Here is a 22,904-nt window from a genome sequence, read left to right on the forward strand (position 1 = left end):
CTACGTTATCCCTGATCGGCACGTAGTTCGAATTGAATGGTGACGCAAAATGTTAAAATGTACGAAATTACTCCAAAGCCTCGGCTTGGCTGCTTTCCTTGGCACGTTCGCGGTATCGAACGCGACCGCCCAAGAAACGTATACGTTCGGCGTCGTTCCTCAATTTGAAGCGCTACGGCTGAACATGATCTGGGCACCAATCCTAGAAGAATTGTCAGCAGAGACAGGCCATAATTTTGAAATGGTCGGATCGCCGAATATCCCAGAATTTGAAATGGGCTTTACCAGTGGTGATTTTGATTTTGCCTACGTGAATCCGTTTCATTCCATCATGGCAATGGATTCCCAAGGCTACACGCCGTTGGTCAATGACGCTGGTCGTCGGCTTTTTGGTATTCTGACTGTCCCTGTCGATAGTCCGATCCAGTCGGTCGAAGATTTGAATGGGAAAGCAATCGCATTCCCTGCCCCAAATGCGCTTGGCGCATCGCTGTTGATGCGGTCTGAGTTGGATATTGTATACGGCATCGACTTTGATGCGCGTTTTGTGGCGACGCATACGTCTGCCTATTTGAACGCCATTTTACATGAAACAGACGCAGCGTCCGGCGTTATGGGTACATTTAACCGGCAGGAAGACGAAATTAAGGAAAAGCTGAGAATACTGCACCGCACACAAGAGGTTGCCCCGCATCCAGTTGTTGTACACCCGCGTGTGCCGCTCGACGTGCAAGAGGCAGTCCGCGCTGCATTTTTGAAGCTGGGTGAAAGTGAAGAAGGTCAAGCGCTGCTTGCTCAGATTCCGATCAGGCAAATTGCAGTTGCAACAGAGATTGACTTTGAACCGCTGCGCGATTTGAATTTGAACGATTATGTGGTCCTCGTGAGGGAAGATTAATGCCAAAGAAGTTTCGGCTGAATCTACGGGCCACAATTTTAGGGTCCATGTGTTTAGTTGGAGTGGCGTCAGGGCTGATATTTGCAAAGGTTTGGGTGCCGCGTTTGAATGCATTGAGCGTCGCGGCCTTATCGCGTGAAGTTGACCGCCAATTAGACGTTATCGCTGACAGCCTAAAACCATTTATTCTGAACAACCAATTTGCCGCGATCCACGAAACGCTTAACGCGCTTCTGAACAACAACGAGAATTGGATCGACATCACGCTGCACGAATCCGATGGCCGTCAGATTTTCCCAATCGAAGTCACAAGCGCACCCGAAAGTGATCAGTTTTGGTCGTCTTCAAAGGCCATCATGTTGCAGGACAAGGAAATCGGCGAACTTCATTTGACCGTGGACTTTTCGTCTGATCTGGGAATCTTGACGACAGAGGTGCGGAACATCGGGCTTATCGGTCTGACGCTTTTCTTGTTCACGATGTTGACGATCTGGATGCTGATCGAAAGCCTCGTGATCCGGCGGCTGAAAATTCTAGCCGATGCGTCACGTGAGCTTTCCGATGGCAATTATGCCGCTGTATTGCCACCCGAAGGTAAAGACGAAGTTGGGGCTCTTACTTCTGACTTTCGAAAGATGCGGGAAAATATTCATGCCAACGAAATTGAGCTGAAACGTGCAATGCAGAAGGCACAGGACGCGACGGTTGCAAAATCCCAGTTCCTCGCCACGATGTCGCACGAAATTCGGACGCCTTTGAACGGCGTTATTCCGGTGGTTGAACTGTTGTCCGCAACCGATCTCGATGAAAATCAAAAGCGATTGACCGATACAATCGAGATTTCCGGATCAGCGCTCAAGTCCATCATTGATGACATACTGGACTTTTCCCGCCTAGATGCTGGTCGTATGTCTTTGCGATCAGAACCCTACGTTCTGACCGATCTGATCGAGAACGTCTGCGATATCTTGGGCCCAAGCACGTTAAAGCGGAACATTTCGATCCAAAGTTATATTGACCCTGCCCTGAACGGTAAGTTGTTGGGAGATGGTGAGCGCCTTCGTCAGGTTATTCTAAACCTTGCTGGAAATGCATCGAAATTCACCGAAGTGGGCGGCATTGGCATTACGGCCGAGCAATTGATCCGCGCAGACGGCACAGAGCAGTTACATGTCGAAATTACCGATTCCGGGATTGGTATTTCCGCCGAAGATTTGGTGAATATTTTTGATCGTTTCACGCAGGTCGAAACCGGCGCTACCAAAAAATTTGGCGGTAGCGGTCTTGGCCTTTCCATCAGTCACATGTTGATCGACCAAATGGGCGGTGAGATCGGCGTGAACAGTCAAGTTGGTGTCGGCAGCACGTTTTGGTTCACGATCCCTATCGTCCATGTCAGCGACGTCGATGAAGTGCGTCCGATAAAGACCCTTGCACCAAAATCCATCGCTTTGATTGACGCAGGAGCGAACAGCACCGAAGGGGAATTAATCGGGCGGACGTTATCCGAATTCGGCCATGATCTTTGTACCTTCAGTAGCGTTCAAGAGATGCACGCGCAGTGTTCGCTTGAGGCGCGCAAGCTAAACCACATCGTCCTAAACACTCCTGTCGGTGGTCATGACGTTCTTGCGTTGTGGATGGACGAACTGGCGAAGGGACCGTTTGCCGCTATCGAAAAGATCGTGCTGTCCGCCCAATCAGATCAAGACAAAAGCGCTGCTAAGTCGGTCGAGCACAACAAATGGCTGATCAAACCGATCCATAGTTACGATTTGCTTGATTGCTTTGAGACGCATCACAAGAAGCCTGATCAGTGTCAGCGAACAAAGCAGATGCAATCGCCTGACAATACCTCTGATCATCGTCAGCTTCATATTCTGATCGCCGACGACAACACCATCAATCAGGAAGTTGCAGCCGCGATTCTGAAAACGTTTGGTCATCAGTGTGTCGTTGCGAACAATGGCCAAGAGGCGGTTGATAAAGTGATGCAAGACCAGTTCGACCTCGTCTTGATGGATATTCAGATGCCAACGATGGACGGGCTTGAGGCCACAAGTCTGATACGGGCGAGCGTAGAAAAGCCAGACGAAATTAACATTGTCGGCTTAAGCGCAAGTGCGACCGAAGATGACGCGCAACAGTGTTATGACGCCGGTATGGACAGCTTCATTTCGAAACCGCTGACGCGGGCGAAAATTAAGACTTTGGTCGATTCCATACCGTAAATTCAAGCCGTCGCGCAGTGCAGACAACACCGACAGATTTCAGATTCCAAACAGGCATTCCTTTAACCTCATGCTTTTCGTTTCAATTACTTGCAAGAACGCACTGGCGGGCATTAGCGTAAGGGCTAGGATTATGTACATTACACGTTTCCTGATCACATTAAGCATCAGGAAACTTGGCGTTCGTTTGAGTTAGTCGTTTTAGTGCCTCTTTTTCCATATCGGAGATTTCCAATGAAGCGTTCTATATTTCTGTTCGGCATTTTATTTATCGCATTGGTGGCGTGCACAGAAACCGTCACGCGCAATTCTAAATCGCGCATTTTGGCTATGGGAGATTCACTGCTTGCGACCAATTCATTGTCGGGCCAATCAGTCGCACAGGTGATCGAGGCCGCACTTGGTGAAGAAGTCATTGATCGTTCCGTTCGCGGTGCACGATTTCTATATGACTTACCAATCACCGGTGGGTTGGGGCTGAATGTGTCAAAGCAATATCAATCCGGCCCTTGGGATTGGGTCGTTCTAAACGGCGGCGGCAATGACCTTTGGTTGGGATGTGGATGCAACCGCTGTGAAGCAACGATGGCGCGGTTGATCGCGCCTTACGGGCCGCATGGTGAAATCCCGCGTGTTGTGAACAATCTCAGACGGAGCGGCATGCGCGTGATTTATGTCGGGTATTTACGGACACCGGGCGTCGAAACCCCGATTGATCACTGCCGTGATGAAGGCGCTGAGCTTGAACGGCGCATACGGAACATGGCGGCCGCTGACCCGGGGTTCTACTTTTTGTCGCTGGAAGATCTCGTGCCGAACGGGGATCGTACATTCCACACTCAAGATATGATCCACCCTTCTGCGAAAGCGAGTACAGCGATTGGCCGGCGAATTGCAGAGTTGATCAGAAGCGACGGGGCATGACGGCCGCAATCATTGCAGCGTCTCGATTGGCACACTGAAATCTGGTGAAAATGGCTGTTTTGCCAGCCGACTTTTGGCCCAAAGTCCACAAAAGCGATCGTGTTTCGCTTGCGAATCTGACCCCGCGACGATGCGGTGGAAACGGTCTAGCCTAGCGCCCTAGCAGCGCCCCTACTTCCCGAAAATCACCAATTTTGCCCCAGATTTGATACCGACGCATGGGACGCTTATCCTTTTGCGCCGCCGCCTAACCTTCCGGCGGGTACGTCCGACCGTCAACGAAATGTTAACTAAGTGGCGAGGCAGAACCGGAGTTCAGCACCGCACCACCACGCCATCCGCGACCGCCTCGATTGTTGTGCTTGATGAAGATCATCGGCAAAAATTTGAGGAATTAGTTGGTAATATGGCGACGACATTTTCATTGTTCTATCTCGGCGTAGCGCCAGAAATTGACCTGACTGAAGGCAACCTGACGTCAGAGAACCATAACGCATTAAACGGTTTGGTCTTTGGGGGACCGGCTGATGTAATTTCCGGCAAACTACAATCGTTGTCGCCCGATCCGACGAATTCTTACACCGGCGGCGTGGATGCTACGTCCTATGGCGCGGACAACGCGACAGAGACCGAAACGTTTGTGATTGATGGTGGTGCTGAGCAAACGCACGATGCGACTATGCTCTACAGCGGGACCGTCATTCAATATACCGACGGCACAACCGCGACTGTGAATGCGATCGTGATGCAGGACACGGACGGAAATCTGTATTTGCTGCCACCGACAACTGGGCCAAGCGCATATTCGGACGCCTTAGAGGCAAAACCGATTGAATCCGTGACGCTGGGCACTGCCACGCCTTCAGCGGGGACCGACACATACGGGATGACGGCCGACCGTTACGTGCTGGAATTCACTTACGTTGATACCGACGGCGACGGGAAAATCGATTCTGAAGATGCGGACGCTGATGGCGACGGCATTCTGAACGTTGACGAAGGCCTTACCGAAACCACACCAAGCACGGTGACAATCACCTTTGACGGTGACGATTGGTCAGGTGCGGAAAACACGTGGGAACTGAGAGACGCAAGCGGCACAGTCATCGCAAGCGGTAACCCCGCGAACTTTGTTGCCACCGTGACTGATGTCGATGTCACCGATTTGGGTAATTACACGTTCACTGTCTACGACAGCTTCGGCGACGGTATGAGCGGTGGCACCGATGGCAGTTTTCAGATTGCGGTCGACGGCACCCAGATTTACGATTCCGGGACCAACTTTAACTTTGGTACACAGTTTGATTACACATTCCCGGTCGAGGCGGTTGTTACTGCGCGCGACACCGACGGAGACGGCATCGCAGATTATCTGGACTCGGATAGCGATAATGACGGCATCACTGACAACGTCGAAGCACAGACGACGGCTGGCTACGTTGCGCCAACGGGTGTGGATAGTGATGGCGACGGTCTGGATAACGCATACGAAACCGGTGGCCTGACACCTGTTGATACAGACAATGACGGTACGGCCGATTTCATCGACACGGACAGCGACAACGACGGCATCGACGATGTTGTCGAGGCCGGTCATGGTGTATCCCAAGCCGCTATTGATGCGTCTGCTGATACAGATGGTGACGGCATTGCGGATGTCGTTGATGACGTGGTTGGATTCGATGCCAATGATGCCGACATTGACGCGTCCGGTAACTTCACACTCGCTGATACAGACGGCGATACCCTTGCCGACGGCAGCAACGCGTCACCAAGCGGCACAGACTTCGATTACCGTGACGATAGCAGCGTCATTGATACAGACTCGGATGGTATTGAAGACAGCCTGGACGCTGACGACGACAACGATGGTATTCTGGACGTCAACGAAGGTGTGACCACAGGGCAGGTCTACTGGGACCATAACGACACCGAAAACGGCGTTAATGGAAGCTCTTACGCTGCGAATACCAACGGCGACGCCGGTTCGATCTTGAGCTCCACAAGCGCGATTTCGTTCGGTTCTGGTTTTGTGCAGCCCAACAGCACCTTTGAACATATCCTGCAGGGTTCGGATGCTACGACGCTCGACCAAGCGATTGATCAGAACGAATATGTCGAGGTTTCTTTCACCCTCGCCCAAGATGCATACCTAACCGAAATCCAGCACGGTATTATCCCGCAGGATTGGGGTGGTACGGCGGCTGGTAATTACAACGTCGCGCTTAGCGTTTCCAATGACGGCTTTGCGTCTTCGACAACGCTTTACGATGACGGGTATCAGAACAGCCCTCCAAACGGCTCTTACGGTATCAGCAACGTCACAATCGAACCTTACGCCTTGGAAGCTGGCGAGACGTATACGTTGCGTTTCTATCTGTTCGACGAACAGAACAACTATGCGACCGACAACACGCTGGCGTTCGATGATCTGTTCCTCACGCTTGAAGGCGTTCAGGACAGCGATAACGACGGCATTGCCGATCATCTGGATCTGGACAGCGACAACGACGGCATCACCGACAACGTCGAAGCACAGACCACGGCTGGCTACGTTGCGCCGACGGGCGTAGATAATGATAATGACGGTGTCGACGACGCATATGGCGCGGGTGGCCTGACGCCGGTCGATACCGACAGTGACGGCACTGCCGATGTTCTCGACACGGACAGCGATAATGACGGGATCAATGACGTCGTTGAGGCTGGCCATGGTGTCAGCCAAGCGGCCATTGATGGGTCTGCCGACGCAGACGGTGACGGCATTGCGGATGCCGTGGACGACGTCGCGGGTTTTGACGCCAACGACGCCGACGTTGATGCGTCCGGTAACTTCACACTGGCAGACAGTGATAACGATACAGCCGCCAATGGTTCAGATGCGGTCCCGCTGGCCAGCGATCTCGATTACCGCGACATCATCTGTTTTTCCCGTGGCACATTGATCATGACCGAACAGGGCGAAAAGGCTGTCGAAGACCTGTCCGAAGGTGACATGATCTTAACAGCAGACAACGGTCACCAGCAGTTGCGCTGGATCGGGAGCCAGAAAGTGTCATCCGATCGATTGGTAGACGAGCCGAACTTGCGTCCTATCCGCATCCGTAAAGGTGCGCTGGGTGACAACACACCGTCATGCGATCTTGTGGTATCGCCGCAGCACCGCGTCCTTGTGCGTTCCAAAATCGCGATGAGAATGTACGATCAACCTGAGGTGCTTGTCGCAGCCAAATTCCTTTTGGCAGTCGATGGCGTGTCCGAGGTGACGGATTGTGACGGTGTCGAATACTTCCACCTCTTGTTTGATCGTCATGAAGTGGTCCGGTCGAACGGCGCATGGACAGAAAGCCTGTTCACAGGGCCGCAGGCGCTCAAATCCGTCGGACCAGATGCGCGCGCGGAAATCATGGCACTGTTCCCCGAACTTGTCGCACCCGACTATTTGGCACAGTCCTGCCGCGAACTGGCATCAGGTCGCAAAGGGCGGCAGCTGGCATTCCGGCATCACAAGAACCAGATCGCGTTGGTTGACCGTGAAAATGGCAGAATGCGCACCGTGGTAGCGGCGTAGAGTCAGCAAAAGTAGGCGGTTGGGGACCGAGAAACGAAAACTTCGAGGTCAACCTTAGCGTGCCAAGCCTTGATCCGGTGGCGCAAATGAACGCAGCGCTAGTTCTGCGGTCAGAAGTCGCGGTTCGCCATCCAAAACAAGATCATAACCAATCCCTTGTGGTTCGCCACGAGGGATCGTTGCGGTTGCAGACCGGAACATTTTCGGCGTCAAAATCAAGACTGCCATTCTCAAATTGACCGTCTTTTTTGCATTTCGACATAAATTTGCCTGAAATTTAGACCATCCATGTTCCTGATCCATTTTTTAGAGAGTTGAAGATGAGAAAATCAGTTATCGGAGCCGCCCTATTGGCCGTCCTGTTCGCAGGACCCGCCGCGGCACAGCAGGCCTCTTCTGGCGTTTCACCATTTGTCATGAATACTTTGTTCATCGTTTTCTGCGGCGTGCTTTGCATGTGGATGACCGCAGGTTTCGCGATGGTCGAAGCAGGTTTTGTACGTGAAAAGAACGTCGTTAATCAGTGCGCAAAGAACATCGGTCTTTTTGCGATTGCTTCGACAGCCTTCGTTCTAAGCGGTTACGGCTTCATGTTCCCGAACGGTGGCTGGATCGTGTCCGGCATCTTGGGCTTTGAGGGTGCGATTGAAATCACAGATGTGGTCGAAAGCAATGCTGACTTCATCGGACGTGGCCACGCAGGCGCTGGCGATATCTTCTTCCAGTCCATGTTCTGCGTCGCGGTTGCGTCTATCGTGTCCGGCACAATTGCCGAACGCATGAAACTTGCACCGTTCTTCATCTTCACAGCCATGCTGACCGCCGTCATCTATCCGATCCAAGCGTCTTGGACTTGGGGTGGTGGTTTCTTAGCGTCCGATCTTGGCTTTATTGACCTTGCAGGTAGTTCCGTTGTTCACGTCGTGGGTGGTGTAGCTGCTTTGACGGGTGCGCTGTTTGTCGGAGCGCGGTCCGGCCGTTTTGTTGACGGTAAGAAGATGCCACTGGGCAACTATTCCATGCCGCTGGCCACAATCGGTGCGCTGATTTTGTGGATGGGCTGGTATGGTTTTAACGCCGGCTCTTACCTGAGCTTTTCAACAGATGCAGACGCCGCAAACGTGTCGCGTATCTTCCTGAACACAAACTTGGCCGCTGCTGGTGGTGTGATTGTCGCCGCTTTCGTTTCTTACTTCCGCGAGAGCCGTTTTGATCTTGGCTTTATGCTGAACGGCGCGCTTGCGGGTTTGGTATCAATCACTGCAGAGCCACTGTTCCCATCCCCGTCCACAGCTTTCCTGATCGGTATGGCTGGCGGTTTGATCCTGTTCTGGGCCACACAGCTGCTTGATTACTTCCAAGTCGATGACGTCGTTGGTGCCATTCCGGTTCACCTGTTCTGCGGTATCTGGGGCACCCTTGCAGTTGCGATTTCCAACCCTGATGCGACCGTTCTGGGGCAATTGTCTTCGGTTCTGATCATCATCGTCTACGTTGCCGTTGCGACAAGCCTTGTGTGGTTCGCGCTGAAAGAGACCTTTGGTCTGCGGGTCACAACGGACACCGAAAATGCTGGTATCGACCAAAGCGATTACGTTCTTAGCAACTGATACCCCGCATTAATCCCTTACGAGTACGACCAAGGCAAGCCAAACACCCTTGCCTTGGTCACGGCGGTCCCCCGTCACCTACGAGTTGCCTACAATATATATTTAACCATTTTTCGTCGCTGATTGTTGTCCAGCGACTTGTTCGGAGTAAAGCAGATGAAATTGCAGTTCATTAGTCTTGCGATGTCTCTTGCGGTCTTGGCCAGCGGATTGCAGGCCGAGGTGACGGTGAATGTCGATGGAACCGACATTCCGATGTCCACCCTATTGGAAAACTGCCAAAGCATGGTCGGGGAACCAGAAGCGAAAGTGTCTTGTTTTAATGCGCTTTCTGAGTTGCTGAAAAGCCAGTCCTCTGACACCCAAACAGATGAAACAGCGATCAGTGAAGCATTAGAAGCCCTGCGGACCATCGCGGCGTATCAAGATGGCGAAACCGGTCTGCTTATCGACGGCGCGGGCTGCGATATCCAGTTTGTTTATTACGCGAATTACTTTCATATCAGCCGCCGTAACGTGTCGACCATCGACCTGTTCAGTGCAAAATTCGACGCGTCGAAACTGCAGTTTGACCAGATCAGCGAAGTGCGTGGCGCCTCTGCCCCGTTGCTGAACGCGCTGATGGACGACGGGGCGCAGGCCGCTTTGTTCGGCGGGATGGGGCTGGATTCGAACGAAAACAACTTCTCAGCGAAATCAGCGCGGACAAGCATTGACGCCTATGCGATGGAGGTCGTCGCGGAGCTGACACCACAAGAAAGCCAAAGCTTTGACTTTGTTCTTGTGCATCCTGAACGCGCCCAAGACGGGTCCGATATCATGGCCGCGTTCGAAGCATATGTTAGCGCCTGTCGCAGGTGATATGCATCATTGCGTCCGATGACGGAGCTGGAATGGCAAAGCGCGCCGATGCAAGTCCGGCGCGCTTTTTGCATTTTAGAACGGTGCGAACCCGTCAGATTGGCTTGGCGTTTTCACCCAACGGATATGTGGATCAATTGGCGTTGTTGACCCACCAAGCGGCGGGATCTGGCCCTGATCACCATAGAGCCAAAGCACGAAGTTTGACCGTTCGCCTTGCGTGATGGGCATCGATTCATGCGCAACACTGCCATGGTGGATCAACGCGGTCCCCGGTTCGAACGTCAGTTCGCTGACTTGGCGCGTTTCACGGTCGAAGAACCGCACACCCGAGCCAGAGAATTCTTCACCCGGTAGGTTCAGGTTGATGTTCAACGTGACCGATGACGCATCTGTATGGGCCCGCAACGACGTATCAGCATCCGCTTGCCATTGGATCGAAAATCCGAAGGTTTGCGTATCGTATCCCATCACATCAGGGAACAAGAGACGCGAAATCGGCCGCATGTAGCTATCCATCAACCCCTTGTAGAAGTCTTGGAAATTCGGTGCCGCTAGGTACCCTTCTGATCGCGGGTCAAGCATCGCACCGCCACGGTTCAACGAAATGCCATATGGTGGACGTAACGGAATGCCCGCATCCGCGGTCGCAGCCATGTAGTTGCGCAGTGTCGACAGCTTTTCCGGATCGAAAAACTGGGTTTTATAAACGCCGGGGAAGACTTCGGTCCAAAGGTCGTGAACTGCGGCTTCCTGACTTGGGTCCGCCCAAGCCTGTTCCACTGCTGCGCGTAGTTTCGGATCGTACAGGGATGCGTCCAACTGGTTGACTTTGCCGGCTTGGGTTTGTTCCCATTCCGCCCAAGCGTTTGCGAACACGTCCTGATTTTCGTCCCAAAACCGTTGGACCGTGAAATCGCGTTGCAGCATCTGCGCGCGGGATGGTCTTTCCACCGTGCGTGCCTGATCAAGTGCGAGGTTTGTCATTGTCTTATCTCTCTTTTCAAACGCCGTCGCTGGCGGTGAGCTGTGTTGTGATATCTGTGATACCCGCCATCACGGCAGCGCTGTGCTGCGCATCAAGTGCCGCCGCATGAGGTAGCGCAAAGCGCTGGGCGTCGTTGTCGAAATATTTGCCAGAGGCATCGGCAAAGGGCGCGCCAAGTGCGGCTTCTTTCAGAATGTCCGCGCCGATTTGCAGGTCATTGCCCGCCACGCCAAATCCTTCTTTGACCATTTTGGAGGCCAGCAGCGATCCGGGGTTCACCGCAACAATTACCGGTCCATCCGGACGGGTTTTCGCCAGTTCGCGTGTCCAGATCGTGATCGCCAGTTTGCTTTGCGCATAGGCACCCATGTCGTCCAGCTGCGTGCGGCCATACATGGCATCGTTATCAACCGGTGCTTGGGCGGCTGACGACAAGTTCACGACGCGTCCGTCTTTTGGCAGCAAATCCAACAGGTCAGTTGTCAGAACGTAAGGTGCAAACGTGTTTACCATGAAACGCACGTCGTAGCCGTCAGCGGTCATCACGTCTTTGGTTTTCAACACACCAGCGTTGTTGATGATCACATCAATCTGGTCGTGGTTCTTGCGAATGTCATTAGCCAACGCTTGCACATCGCTGATGCGCGACAGGTCCGCCGCATATGTTTCGTTTTTGCCGCCCACCTTCTGTGCTGCCGCTTCGAGTTTGGCGGTGCTGCGCCCGTGCAGCAGGATCGTGTGGCCTTCGGCAGCCAGTGTTTGTGCGGTCAACAGGCCGATGCCGTCAGTGGCCCCTGTGATAAGAATAGTCTTGGTCATGATCGTTCCTCTCAACGCAGCGCATCACGCAACTGCATGTTTTTGTTCTGTTTCGAATTTTAGTAGCGCACCAATGTGCGGCTCTCGATGCTTTTGCGGATCGTGTGAATTGTCGGGTCTTCGACCATATCCAAGGCGCTATGCGCGACGGACGGTCGCCCGCGATTGTCAAAGATGTTGAAATAGGCCACGTCGTCCGGCGTCATTTTGGACATGTAAATCCATTCGTGATCATCGTTTGCAGCCAATCCCATGATCTGCCCTTTTCGGTCAGGGTAGATCAGGTCGAGCAGTATCCAGTCTTCGTCTGCCACGCTTTCAGGCAGGATGAAGCCCAACGGCGCAGAGTTGATGGCTGCGCCAACGGGCCGCCAAACGTTGATGAAGGCATAGTGCCCAGCGCTCCAGTCGGCGGCGCGGTCTTCGCCCAAGATATCAACCAACCGTTGCTTGGCACCGTGCAGGCTATAGTCGCTGTGCACGTTGCGTGCCGGTTTACGATCGGCGTCGGGGTCGTCCACACGCACTGTGTGATCGAAAATGATAACCTCTTTCGCGGCGACTTCGGTCTTTAGAAGCTCCGTCAATTCAGCATCGTATGCGGGCCGCCAATCGACGCTGTCGTCAAATGACCGCACAACCGTTGGGTAATTGGTGAAACCGACCGACGCATCGTCGAAAGTTGCATCAACGCCAACTGCGCGTTCGTCAAAAACAATCACCTGCGTTGGTGCGAGTTCAGGCGAAATTAGGTTACCCACGATCCCACCTGCGTCCAGTTCAAACGCCTGCCGTTCCGGTTTGTGGACATGATAGTTTACTGTCGCTGTCTGGGTCATGGGATATTCCTTTGTGCGTCTTGACCTTTGACATACCCTTTCTAAAAAATATAAAAACTAGCCGTAAATGAATTCACTATTCAGGAAATGAATACAATGGACACACAAAGCCTGCGTCTGTTTGTGCTTGCCAGTGAGACCCTGAACATCAGCGCTGCCGGGCGCACCTTGGGGATGGCGCCTGCTGTGGCGAGTACACGCATTGCCAAACTCGAACGTTTCTTGGGAGTTGAGTTGCTGCACCGATCAACCCGCAAGGTGTCTTTGTCCGTAGAGGGACAGGATTTCCTGCCATATGCCCGTGAGATGATCGCCCAAGAAGAAGCCGCCGTCGCGGCCCTTGGGAAAGGTCAGGCGCAGATCAGCGGCACATTGCGTTTTACCGCACCCAGTACATTTGCACAAAGATACATCGCACCCCTGCTGCCCGAATTCATGGACCAACACCCCGACCTGACGCTGGATTTGCACCTGTCAGACGCGCAATTCGACTTGATCGAAGGCAGCTACGATCTGGCCCTGCGCAACGCGGTTTTGGCCGACAGCAGCTTGACCGCGCGCAAATTGGCTGACGATGCGCGCGTTTTGTGCGCCTCTCCAGCATATCTGGACCGGTACGGCGTGCCGCAAAATGCGGACGACCTTGTGGCGCATCGGCTGATCGCGTTTCAAAACCTCGATCCCAAAGGGTTGATCGCGGCGGATGGCACGCAGGCTGAATTCGAACCGAAACGCGCGGCGCACCGTTTGGTTCTGAACGACGGCTTGACCCAAAAGCGGGCCACGTTGGACGGTGCCGGGATATCGATCAATTCGATGTGGCTTGTGCACGACGCGATTGCGGATGGTACATTGATCCGCGTGCTGCCCGACTACGAAGTCGCCCGAAAACCCGCGCTTTGGCTGATCTATCCGAAAAGCAATATCGTCTCGACCAAGGTCCGCGTGTTTATGGATTTCCTGATCAAGCATATCGGCAACGCGCCCGTCTGGCGCATTGATCAATAGCGCTGCGATAGTGTTTGCCCGATCCCGTTTCGCGTGGTTACATCGATCACGCGAAACGCGCTGGCGACCAACAAGGTATATAAATTCATGACACGACTTACTGGAAAATCTGCTCTGATCACAGGGGCCGGGCGCGGAATTGGGCGCGGCTTTGCGGAAAGCTATATCGCGGAAGGTGCGACCGTCGGGATTGCTGACATCGACTACGATCTGGCAAGCCAGACTGCGAAAGAGCTGGGCGAAGCCGCCTACCCCGTTCAGATTGATGTCAGCCAGCAAGACAGTATTGATGCCGCGATTGCACGTGTCGTGGATCATGCGGGAAAGCTGGATATCCTTGTGAACAACGCTGCCCTGTTTGATGCCAGCGAAACCGTCGACATAACGCGGACGACCTATGACAAGCTTTATGCCGTGAACGTTGCGGGGACGTTGTTCACGATGCAGGCTGCCGCCGCACAGATGATCAAACAGGGACATGGCGGCAAGATCATCAACATGGCGTCGCAGGCAGGACGACGGGGTGAACCGTTGGTGCTGGTCTATTGTTCGACCAAGGCGGCCGTGATTTCGATGACGCAGTCGGCTGGGCTTGATCTGATCCGCCACGGGATCAACGTGAATGCAATCGCCCCCGGTGTTGTGGACGGGGCGCATTGGGAACACGTGGATTCGATGTTCGCCAAGTTGGAAGGTAAACCGCTTGGCCAGAAAAAAGCCGAGGTCGCGGCGAGCGTGCCTGCTGGTCGGTTCGCCGTGCCCGATGATCTGGCGCCAATGGCTGTTTTTCTTGCCTCATCGGATTCAGATTATGTCGTGTCACAAACCTATAACGTTGATGGTGGACAATGGATGAGCTGATAGACGCCCGTCTGTCAGTTTAAACCAACCTCCGCTGAAGGCGTCGAAATTGATTGACCGAATCTTTATTTCCAATATTCATGAAATTATGGAAGATATACTGATCACGCGCCTCTCGACCCTAAGCCATCCGCAACGGATGGCCGTCTTTCGTCTGCTGATGCGGCGTTGTCCGGACGCCCTGCCCGCAGGTGAGATTGCCGACGTTTTAGAGTTAAAGGCCAGCACTGCATCCGTTTATCTGTCTGCCCTGACCCAATCGGGTTTGATCACACAACAACGGCGCGGCACGAGTTTGCTGTATGCCGTGAACCTTGATGCCGCCCGTGACGTTGTGTCTGGCCTCTTTATGGACTGTTGTCGTGGTCGCGCTGATCTGTGCCCGCCCAGATTTCCGCAAACGGATGCAGACCAACCGCGCCCCAATGACCAGAAATTCAACGTACTTTTTGTCTGTACCGGCAATTCTGCCCGTTCGATCATTGCTGAAACTATTCTGCGCGATATCGCAGGTGATCGGTTTAACGCCTATTCCGCAGGCACGGCCCATCGGTCGGACCTGAACCCGATTGCGGTAGAGATGCTGAATGGCAAAGGCCACGACACCACACAGTTACGGTCCAAGAACGTGTCCGTTTATCAAGGTGCTGACGCGCCGCAGATGGATTTTGTGTTCACAGTTTGTGACCACGCTGCGAATGAAGATTGCCCAACTTGGCCCGGCCAGCCTGTGTCCGGTCACTGGGGCATGCCTGATCCCGTGAAAGCTGTGGGAACGGACGCGGAAAAACGGCTCGCTTTTCATGAAACATATGGCGCGTTGCACCACCGGCTGCGCGCGTTCACATCATTATCGTTCGCGTCTTTGGATCGCGGATCACTGCAAAAAACTGTCGATCAGATCGGCGCAGACATTATTAAACAGGACGAAAACCAATGACCACATATGCATTGAACGGCCTCGGCCGTATCGGGAAACTGGCGCTGCGCCCATTGTTGGAAAGCGGTGCGAAGATTGCGTTTATCAACGACGCTGTGGGTGATCCCGAAATGCACGCCCATCTGTTGGAATTCGATTCTGTTCACGGACGGTGGCCTGCGGAATTTGCCGCAGATGACCAATCGATCACGATTGACGGCCAAACAATCCCCGTGACCAAGACCCGCAATCTGGACGACCTACCGCTAGATGGCGTTGACGTCATGATCGACTGCACCGGGGCGTTCAAGACAGAATCCGCGCTGGCCCCCTATTTCGCCGCTGGCATCAAAAAGGTGGTCGTATCTGCCCCTGTGAAGGACGGCCCGACCGCAAATGTTGTCTACGGCGTAAACGACGATATCTATGATCCCGCGCAGCACGACATCGTCACCGCAGCAAGCTGCACGACGAACTGCTTAGCCCCTGTCGTCAAAGTTCTTCTTGATGGGATCGGCATCAAACACGGATCGATCACGACGATCCACGACGTGACCAACACGCAGACCATTGTGGACCGCCCCGCAAAAGATTTGCGTCGCGCGCGATCTGCCCTGACGAACCTGATCCCCACGACAACCGGATCGGCCACGGCGATCACGCTGATCTATCCGGAATTGAAGGGTAAATTGAACGGCCATGCTGTGCGCGTCCCGCTGTTGAACGCGTCCATCACGGATTGCGTATTCGAAATGGCCCGCGAGACAACCGTCGAAGAAGTGAACGGCCTTTTCAAAGCCGCCTCAGAAGGCCCACTGAAAGGTATTTTGGGGTATGAGACTCGGCCGCTCGTGTCGTCCGATTACACCAATGACAAACGCAGCAGCATCGTTGATGCGCCATCCACAATGGTTGTGAACGGCACGCAGCTGAAGGTCTACGCGTGGTACGACAACGAATATGGCTATGCGCACCGTTTGGTGGACGTGGCGTTGATGGTGGGCGGCAAGCTATGACACGTCCCGCGGGGTTTGCGGCCTACGTCACGGTCACGGCGGCCTATTGGGCCTTTATGTTGACCGATGGCGCGTTGCGGATGCTGGTGCTTTTGCACTTTCACACGATCGGATTTTCACCTGTTCAACTGGCTTATCTGTTCGTCCTGTACGAAATAGCGGGCGTGGTGACGAACCTGTCCGCTGGCTGGTTCGCCGCGCGGTTCGGTTTAACGTCGACGCTATACGCGGGACTGTCGTTGCAAGTGATTGCCCTGCTCGCCCTGACGCAGCTTGACCCCGCTTGGACCATCACCGCATCCGTGGTTTTTGTGATGTTGGTGCAAGGGCTGTCTGGCGTTGCCAAAGACCTTGCGAAGATGAGTTCGAAAAGTGCCGTCAAAATCCTCGCCCCGACCGAAGGCGCTGGGCTTTTCCGCTGGGTCGCGGTGCTGACCGGATCAAAGAACGCGGTGAAAGGATGCGGATTTTTACTGGGTGCTGTGGTGCTTGGGGTGTTCGGGTTCATTCCGTCCGTTTTGAGCATGGCCGCGATCCTGTTCCTGATCTTAATTGTAGTTGTCCTGACAATGCCCAAGGGGCTGCCCGTGGGCCGCAAGGACGCGAAGTTTTCCGAGGTTTTATCGAAGAACAGCAATATTAACTGGCTGAGCGCCGCCCGCGTCTTTCTGTTTGGGGCACGCGACGTCTGGTTCGTGGTCGGCATTCCGATCTATTTCTATGCCGTGCTGTCCGATGGTAGCGAAGCAGGCAACCGCGCCGCGTTCTTTATGATCGGGTCGTTTATGGCGGTCTGGACGATCCTGTATGGGATTGTGCAAGGCGCGGCCCCCCGCATCCTGAAAGCTGCATCACGGTCCGAGACGGATATGCTGGGTTTGGCGCGACGCTGGGTCGGTTTTTTGGCCGTTGTACCAGTTGTCTTGGCCGTTTTCGTCTGGATGCCGCCAAGCCCCGCGTTGACGATATGCGTTGTGCTGGGATTGCTTGTTTTTGGCGCCATCTTTGCCGTGAATTCCGCGTTACATTCTTACCTGATCCTCAGCTTCACCGACACGGGACGGGTCACAATGGACGTCGGGTTTTACTACATGGCGAATGCGGCGGGCCGATTGATTGGTACGGTTCTATCAGGGCTTACCTATCAGATCGGCGGCTTGTCCCTCTGTCTGGGAACGGCGGCGGTCATGATTTTGTTGAGCATGCTTTGTGCAGGACAATTGCGGGCGCGCCCAGCTCCGCAAATGGCTTAACCTAAGAAATCCGGATGCACGGTGTTTGGGCGGACATTTTCGATCAAGCTCAGTATGTCCATCACCGGAAGCCCAAAGGCGGCCACCAGCGCCGCCTTGTAGGGCGGCAGATTGGTGCATTCGAGCAGGATATGTTTGTGGTGCGGAGTTAAGGCCCTGCGCACGGTTTCCACGACGTCTGCACGTGCCACATCAGGATCAAGATTAGGCTGATCGCCCGCGATCACCTGCCGCAGATGCGAATCCTTTGGCAAGCCAACGATGTTGGTCTCATGATCCGCGAACGCGCCTAGATGGGCGGGCGTCAAACTGTCCGCATCGAATGTCAGTATCAGGATCTCGGCGGGTGCGTAACGCTGTGCCAAATCGTTTAGGCCGATCAGGGCCGAACTGATAAAAGGCTTAGATGTCAGGCCCGCAAGATGATCCTGCCAGAACGATAGAAAACCGCAGGACGTGACGATGACGTCGCCTTTTGCGTGCTGACTGGCTTCCGCAAATGGCGCGATGTTGATCTGGTCGGGCTTGTCCGTGACGATACCCGCGACCGTCGCTTGGGGGATACGGATGATTTCGGCCATTGCCGTATAGGTCTGCAGACATCCTACATCGCCTGGTATGCGCGGAAAATGCGTGTCGAGCTGTAAGATCGTGACAGCGGGCCGCATATCTATTGCCTGATATTGTTGGGCAGCCACGTCGCCAGTTGTGGGAACGCGACGAGGATCACAACCATCAACAACATCAGTCCAACCATCGGGATAGCAGTTTTCGAGATATAGCCGATTTCGTGCCGCGTCATGCCCTGAAGGACGAACAGGTTGAACCCGATGGGCGGTGTGACCTGCGCCATTTCCACGACCACAACGATGAAAATGCCGAACCAGATGACATCGATACCTGCTTGGCGGATCATCGGTTCTACGATGGCCATGGTCAGAACGACCGATGAAATACCGTCAAGGAACATGCCGAGGATGACGTAGAAAAGGGTGAGCGCCGCAATCAGGGTGATGGGCGATAGCTGCATTTCGTCGATCCAAGCGGCCAAGGCACGTGGCAGGCCGGTAAAGCCCATCGACAGCGACAAGAACGCCGCCCCCATTAGAATGAGCGCGATCATGGCGGAGGTACGTGTGGCCCCCATCAGGCTTTCGAAGAATGCGCTAAGTGTCAGGGATCGTTGGAACATCGCAAGGATGAGCGATCCGAGAACACCGACCGCCGCCGCCTCTGTTGCTGTCGCCCAGCCGAAATACATCGACCCGATGACCGCGAAGACGAGGCAGAGCACGGGGATCAGGAACCGGCTTTCGGCGAGCATTTCACCAAAGCGCATCGCGGGTTCTGGCGCTGGGCGTTGGTCCGGTTTCACGAAATGCCAGACCATGATGTAGGACATGAATAGGCCCGCCAGCACGAGGCCCGGCAGGATGCCCGCCATGAAGAGTTTGATGATGCTTTCGTTGATTGAGACGCCGTAGACGATCAGCGTCAGCGACGGCGGGATCATCAGGCCAAGCGTTGCCGCCCCCGCCAATGTGCCCACAATCATGTATTCTGGGTAGCCGCGTTTGCGCAGTTCGGGGATCGACATTTTACCGACGGTGGTCAGCGTCGCCGCCGAAGACCCTGAAACCGCTGCGAAAATTGTGCAGCCCGCAATGTTGGTATGCAACAGGCCACCCGGCAGGAACCGCATCCATGGGGCAAGGCCGCGGAACATGTCTTGGGATAATCGTGTGCGGTACAGGATTTCGCCCATCCAGATAAACAGCGGCAGTGCGGTCAGGGTCCAACTGCTGGCCCCTGTCCAGATCGTGGTGATCATCGCGTCGCCTGCTGGGCGGGTTGTGAACAGTTCCATCCCGACCCACGCGACGCCCATCAATGCGAGGCCAATCCAAATGGATGAACCGAGTAAGGTAAAGAGAACAAAGAGAAAAACGATGGTGGCGTAGGCTTCGGTCATTCGACTGCCTCCGACACGATGGGGTTCACGCCGGTGATTAGCATCCGGTAAAGCGTGTCCCAAAGGGCGACTGCCAACAGGACGGTGCCGATGGACATGGCCAATTGTGGGATCCAGACGGGCGTGTAGACCAACGTGCTATCGCCCGCCGCGGCACCTGCAAAATCCAGTTGGAACAATGAGACGAGCCATTGCGGGATTTGGTCTTGCCCCTGTGTCCGGTCATTCAGCATTTCAGAGAATTGGTTGGTTTTGATGGCAAAACGGGCGAAATACGTGGCGATAACTGCGGCCCCGAAGACAGCAAAGACATCAAGCCACCGCTTTAGAAAGTCGTTCAAATTCAGAATGATAGACACCCGAATATGCGCCCCGCGCGTCATGGCGTGGCTCAACGCAAAGAACGATGTCGCCGCCATTGCGTAGCCCGCAAATTCGGTTGTTCCGGGCAAAGCGACGCTGGTCCATCGCGCGATCATTTGCGCGACGATCAACAAAAGGATCGTGACCATGAAGACCGCAGCGACGGCCCCGCTGGCAAAATAAACACCGTCTAGGAAACGCCAGATCGGGCGCAAGGGCCGTTCCAATCTTGGTCCCGCGATCAGGCAGAAGACGCCGATCAGACTGGGAACAACAAACAGCCAAGCCCAAAGAGGCAGCCCCATTACAGGTGACCAGTCGCGCATGGTGGGGGCCCTTTTTGCCGGAAATCACAAAGTCACAATGCGTGCACAACGCGTGCACAACCCGTGCACCGCGATGTCAGCAAAATGGACGGCTCTTGGCGACGTATCGCCAAGAGCATTTTGGTCTTAATTGGCGTTATACGCGTCGAGGATCGCCTGACCGTCAGCGCCTGCTGTCTCCAGCCATTCGGCGGTCATTTTTGCGCCGATTGCTTCGAGTTCGGCCAGAAAATCCGGGCCTGCGTCTTCGACAGTCATGCCGTTCTTGGCCAGTTCTTCGAAGTAGAAATCGGACAGTTCGGCGGATTTCGCAGCACAGCTCGCCGCGGTTTCATCGGCCGCCTTTTGGATGCCTGCCTGCACGTCTGCATCAAGCCCATCCCATGCTTGGGTGTTCACCATGACGTAGTTGCGCGGCAACCATGCGTTGACTTTGTAGTAGTGCGACAGGTGTTCCCAGACTTTGCGGTCGTAGCCTGTAGAGCCGGACGAAATGAAGGCGGACGCGACGCCTGTGGCCAAAGCTTGGCTGAGTTCAGCCGCTTCGATTTGTACGGGAATCATACCCAATTCTTCGGCGAAGGTTGCTGTCGCGGAGTTGTAGGATCGGAATTTTATGCCTTGGGTGTCGGCGGATGATGCCACCTCTTTGTTGAAGTAGAACCCCTGCCCCGGCCATGGGCATGTGTACAGCGCCACGAGGTTCAGGTCGGCCAGTTGTGCGTTCACGGTGTCGCGCGCGGCTTCCCAGAGTTTGGCATTGTCGTCGTAGCTTGTCGCGATGAATGGCAGGTTGTCCCAGCCCAGAAGCGGTGCTTCGTTCGCGTGTGCGGACATAAACCGTTCGCCAATTGGCACCTGACCTGTTTGCACAGCACGTTTGATGTCGCCGCCACCGAACAATGATCCACCGGCATGGACAGTGATATCAATCGCGCCATTGGTGTATTCGCGGACCTTATCCGCGAAGATAACGCCATGTTCGGAATGGAAATTGGTGGCCGCGTAGGCCATCGGCATGTCCCATGATTGGGCATGGCCATCAGCATAAGAAATGGTACCAGCGATTGTGCAAACGGCAGCCACGCAGGTTGTGGTCAAGATAGACTTCATTCGTATTCTCCCGGTCGGCGGACGCTACTGCGCCGCGTGTTTTCGCGGATCAAACGGTGCCAAATCTATGTTCGGTTTCTTTCCATCAATGAGATCCGCGATAATCCGACCCGTTTTGGGACCACCTGTCAAGCCAACGTGTTGGTGACCGAAGGCAGAATAGCTTTTCCCGCCTGCGTTGTTTGCCCCGATCACCGGTAAACTGTCGGCAGGTGCAGGCCGGTGTCCCATCCATTCGATTAGGTCGTCATAGGTGAGATCGGGAAAGATGGCTTTGACCTGACGTTTGAGCAGCGCGAAAGGCGCGTCGCTTGGTCCATATTCCAGCCCGCCAAATTCAACTACGCCTGCCGCACGCAGGCGGCCTTCCATCGGTGTGATCACAAATTTGCCACTGGCCACCATCATCGGGGATTTCGGCATCTGCGACGGATTGGTCATTTCGATGTGATATCCGCGTTCGCTTTCGAAGGGGACTTTGACCCCGAGTTTGTGCGCGATGGTCTTTGACCACGGGCCCAGCCCAAAGACGATTCGGTCGGCTGTCATGTCGCCGTTTGCCGTTTTCAGATGCGTGATTTCCCCATTTTCCACGGCGATATCCGTGATGTTCTGGATGAGGAGTTTGCCGCCTTGGTCAACAAAATGATCGGCCAGCGTTTTCACATAGGCCCCCGGATCGCTGATCCGACCGTGCCCCTTGCACCGGACCACCACCGCGAAGGCATTGCCGTAGGCCGGATCATATTGCGCATAGGTTTCGCCATCGATGACATCATAGGCGAAACCTGCTGCTGTGCGTTTGTCCCAGCTGTATTTGTCCGCCGCGAACGCCGCTTGTGTCGAATAACCGAAGCAATAGTCGTCCGCGCTGATGTACTTTTCCGCGCCAGTCCCACGGGCAAGCGCCATATGCTGATCCACGGAATCGTGCAGCAATGTCGACATCGCCGCGCCATAGTGATCGACGTGCTCGTCCGTGGTGTAGGTCAGGTATTTGGCCAAAAACGGGATCAGTTTCGGCAGGTAGCGCCATTTCAGGAAAAGGGGCGCATCCTTGTCCCATAACATGCCTGGTGCCTTCCACATCAGGCCGGGCGTTGTGACCGGAATGACAGCGCCCGCCGCCAGAACGCCTGCGTTGCCGTGGCTTGTTCCGCTCGCGGGACCCGCCTTGTCGACAATCGTGACGTCATGCCCAGCGCGTTGCAACCAAATCGCGCAAGACACGCCAACGATGCCAGCACCAGCTACAATAATCTGCATTCTCAATACCCTTGTCCAAACGCCGATGCGGTCGCTTCACTCATTAGATTGAAGTGTTCACTGCAG

General features: G+C 54.5%; 20 protein-coding genes. 11 read left to right on the forward strand and 9 right to left on the reverse strand.

Annotated features, from left to right (window positions below):
• Window positions 1–49 precede the first annotated feature (49 nt).
• The 4 genes from MWU61_RS14735 (at window position 50) to MWU61_RS14750 (ending at window position 7,624) form a co-directional block, all read left to right on the forward strand.
• On the forward strand, window positions 50–898 hold the full coding sequence (locus MWU61_RS14735; protein ID WP_247129141.1) for a phosphate/phosphite/phosphonate ABC transporter substrate-binding protein: 849 nt from the start codon (window positions 50–52) through the stop codon (window positions 896–898).
• Window positions 898–3,129, forward strand: coding sequence for a response regulator (locus MWU61_RS14740; RefSeq protein ID WP_247129142.1), 2,232 nt, complete (start codon window positions 898–900; stop codon window positions 3,127–3,129). Before MWU61_RS14735 ends, MWU61_RS14740 begins: the two co-directional genes overlap by 1 nt.
• 234 nt (window positions 3,130–3,363) lie before the next feature.
• Entirely contained in the window at window positions 3,364–4,053 is a 690-nt protein-coding gene (locus MWU61_RS14745) for an SGNH/GDSL hydrolase family protein (RefSeq protein WP_247129143.1), read from the forward strand.
• 406 nt (window positions 4,054–4,459) lie between these two features.
• On the forward strand, window positions 4,460–7,624 hold the full coding sequence (locus tag MWU61_RS14750; protein ID WP_247129145.1) for a Hint domain-containing protein: 3,165 nt from the start codon (window positions 4,460–4,462) through the stop codon (window positions 7,622–7,624).
• Window positions 7,625–7,678: 54 nt separating this feature from the next.
• Here MWU61_RS14750 and MWU61_RS14755 read toward each other — a convergent pair whose 3' ends face one another.
• A complete protein-coding gene (locus MWU61_RS14755) occupies window positions 7,679–7,852 on the reverse strand; it encodes a hypothetical protein (RefSeq protein ID WP_247129146.1) in 174 nt (57 codons plus the stop codon).
• A 92-nt stretch (window positions 7,853–7,944) separates the two neighbouring features.
• Between MWU61_RS14755 and MWU61_RS14760 the strand changes: the two genes are divergently transcribed.
• Entirely contained in the window at window positions 7,945–9,234 is a 1,290-nt protein-coding gene (locus MWU61_RS14760; RefSeq protein ID WP_247129147.1) for an ammonium transporter, read from the forward strand.
• A 156-nt stretch (window positions 9,235–9,390) separates the two neighbouring features.
• On the forward strand, window positions 9,391–10,095 hold the full coding sequence (locus MWU61_RS14765; RefSeq protein ID WP_247129148.1) for a hypothetical protein: 705 nt from the start codon (window positions 9,391–9,393) through the stop codon (window positions 10,093–10,095).
• Window positions 10,096–10,170: 75 nt separating this feature from the next.
• On the opposite strand, the gene MWU61_RS14770 is transcribed toward MWU61_RS14765, so the two are convergent.
• Genes MWU61_RS14770 through MWU61_RS14780 form a run of 3 tightly spaced genes read right to left on the reverse strand, consistent with a single transcriptional unit; the run spans window position 10,171 to window position 12,741 of the window.
• Complete coding sequence (locus MWU61_RS14770) at window positions 10,171–11,082, reverse strand: 2OG-Fe(II) oxygenase (RefSeq protein WP_247129149.1); 912 nt, start codon at window positions 11,080–11,082, stop codon at window positions 10,171–10,173.
• A gap of 16 nt (window positions 11,083–11,098) precedes the next feature.
• A complete protein-coding gene (locus tag MWU61_RS14775) occupies window positions 11,099–11,902 on the reverse strand; it encodes an SDR family NAD(P)-dependent oxidoreductase (RefSeq protein WP_247129150.1) in 804 nt (267 codons plus the stop codon).
• A gap of 59 nt (window positions 11,903–11,961) precedes the next feature.
• Window positions 11,962–12,741: a CmcJ/NvfI family oxidoreductase gene (locus MWU61_RS14780; RefSeq protein WP_247129151.1), complete on the reverse strand. Its 780-nt coding sequence runs from the start codon at window positions 12,739–12,741 to the stop codon at window positions 11,962–11,964.
• Window positions 12,742–12,837: 96 nt separating this feature from the next.
• Here MWU61_RS14780 and MWU61_RS14785 point away from each other — a divergent pair, with 96 nt between their 5' ends.
• The 5 genes from MWU61_RS14785 (at window position 12,838) to arsJ (ending at window position 17,798) form a co-directional block, all read left to right on the forward strand.
• Window positions 12,838–13,749 (forward strand): LysR family transcriptional regulator, encoded by a 912-nt coding sequence (locus tag MWU61_RS14785; RefSeq protein WP_247129152.1) that lies wholly within the window; start codon window positions 12,838–12,840, stop codon window positions 13,747–13,749.
• A gap of 87 nt (window positions 13,750–13,836) precedes the next feature.
• Entirely contained in the window at window positions 13,837–14,610 is a 774-nt protein-coding gene (locus MWU61_RS14790; protein ID WP_247129153.1) for an L-iditol 2-dehydrogenase, read from the forward strand.
• Between the two features lie 88 nt (window positions 14,611–14,698).
• On the forward strand, window positions 14,699–15,550 hold the full coding sequence (locus MWU61_RS14795) for a helix-turn-helix domain-containing protein (protein WP_247129177.1): 852 nt from the start codon (window positions 14,699–14,701) through the stop codon (window positions 15,548–15,550).
• Window positions 15,547–16,545: an ArsJ-associated glyceraldehyde-3-phosphate dehydrogenase gene (locus MWU61_RS14800; RefSeq protein ID WP_247129154.1), complete on the forward strand. Its 999-nt coding sequence runs from the start codon at window positions 15,547–15,549 to the stop codon at window positions 16,543–16,545. Before MWU61_RS14795 ends, MWU61_RS14800 begins: the two co-directional genes overlap by 4 nt.
• Window positions 16,542–17,798, forward strand: coding sequence for an organoarsenical effux MFS transporter ArsJ (gene arsJ / locus MWU61_RS14805; RefSeq protein ID WP_247129155.1), 1,257 nt, complete (start codon window positions 16,542–16,544; stop codon window positions 17,796–17,798). Before MWU61_RS14800 ends, arsJ begins: the two co-directional genes overlap by 4 nt.
• Here the strand turns inward: arsJ and MWU61_RS14810 are convergent.
• The 5 genes from MWU61_RS14810 to MWU61_RS14830 form a co-directional block, all read right to left on the reverse strand.
• Window positions 17,795–18,466 (reverse strand): aspartate/glutamate racemase family protein, encoded by a 672-nt coding sequence (locus MWU61_RS14810; RefSeq protein ID WP_247129156.1) that lies wholly within the window; start codon window positions 18,464–18,466, stop codon window positions 17,795–17,797. The two genes, arsJ and MWU61_RS14810, sit on opposite strands and share 4 nt — an antisense overlap.
• 2 nt (window positions 18,467–18,468) lie before the next feature.
• Window positions 18,469–19,770 carry a TRAP transporter large permease subunit gene (locus tag MWU61_RS14815; RefSeq protein ID WP_247129157.1) on the reverse strand — a complete coding sequence of 434 codons (1,302 nt, stop codon included), beginning with the start codon at window positions 19,768–19,770 and terminating at the stop codon, window positions 18,469–18,471.
• On the reverse strand, window positions 19,767–20,459 hold the full coding sequence (locus MWU61_RS14820; RefSeq protein WP_247129158.1) for a TRAP transporter small permease subunit: 693 nt from the start codon (window positions 20,457–20,459) through the stop codon (window positions 19,767–19,769). Before MWU61_RS14820 ends, MWU61_RS14815 begins: the two co-directional genes overlap by 4 nt.
• A 126-nt stretch (window positions 20,460–20,585) precedes the next feature.
• Complete coding sequence (locus MWU61_RS14825) at window positions 20,586–21,572, reverse strand: TRAP transporter substrate-binding protein (RefSeq protein WP_247129159.1); 987 nt, start codon at window positions 21,570–21,572, stop codon at window positions 20,586–20,588.
• Window positions 21,573–21,596: 24 nt separating this feature from the next.
• Complete coding sequence (locus tag MWU61_RS14830; protein WP_247129160.1) at window positions 21,597–22,838, reverse strand: FAD-dependent oxidoreductase; 1,242 nt, start codon at window positions 22,836–22,838, stop codon at window positions 21,597–21,599.
• Window positions 22,839–22,904: the final 66 nt, after the last annotated feature.

Source organism: Loktanella sp. F6476L, assembly GCF_023015725.1.
Lineage (GTDB): Bacteria > Pseudomonadota > Alphaproteobacteria > Rhodobacterales > Rhodobacteraceae > Yoonia.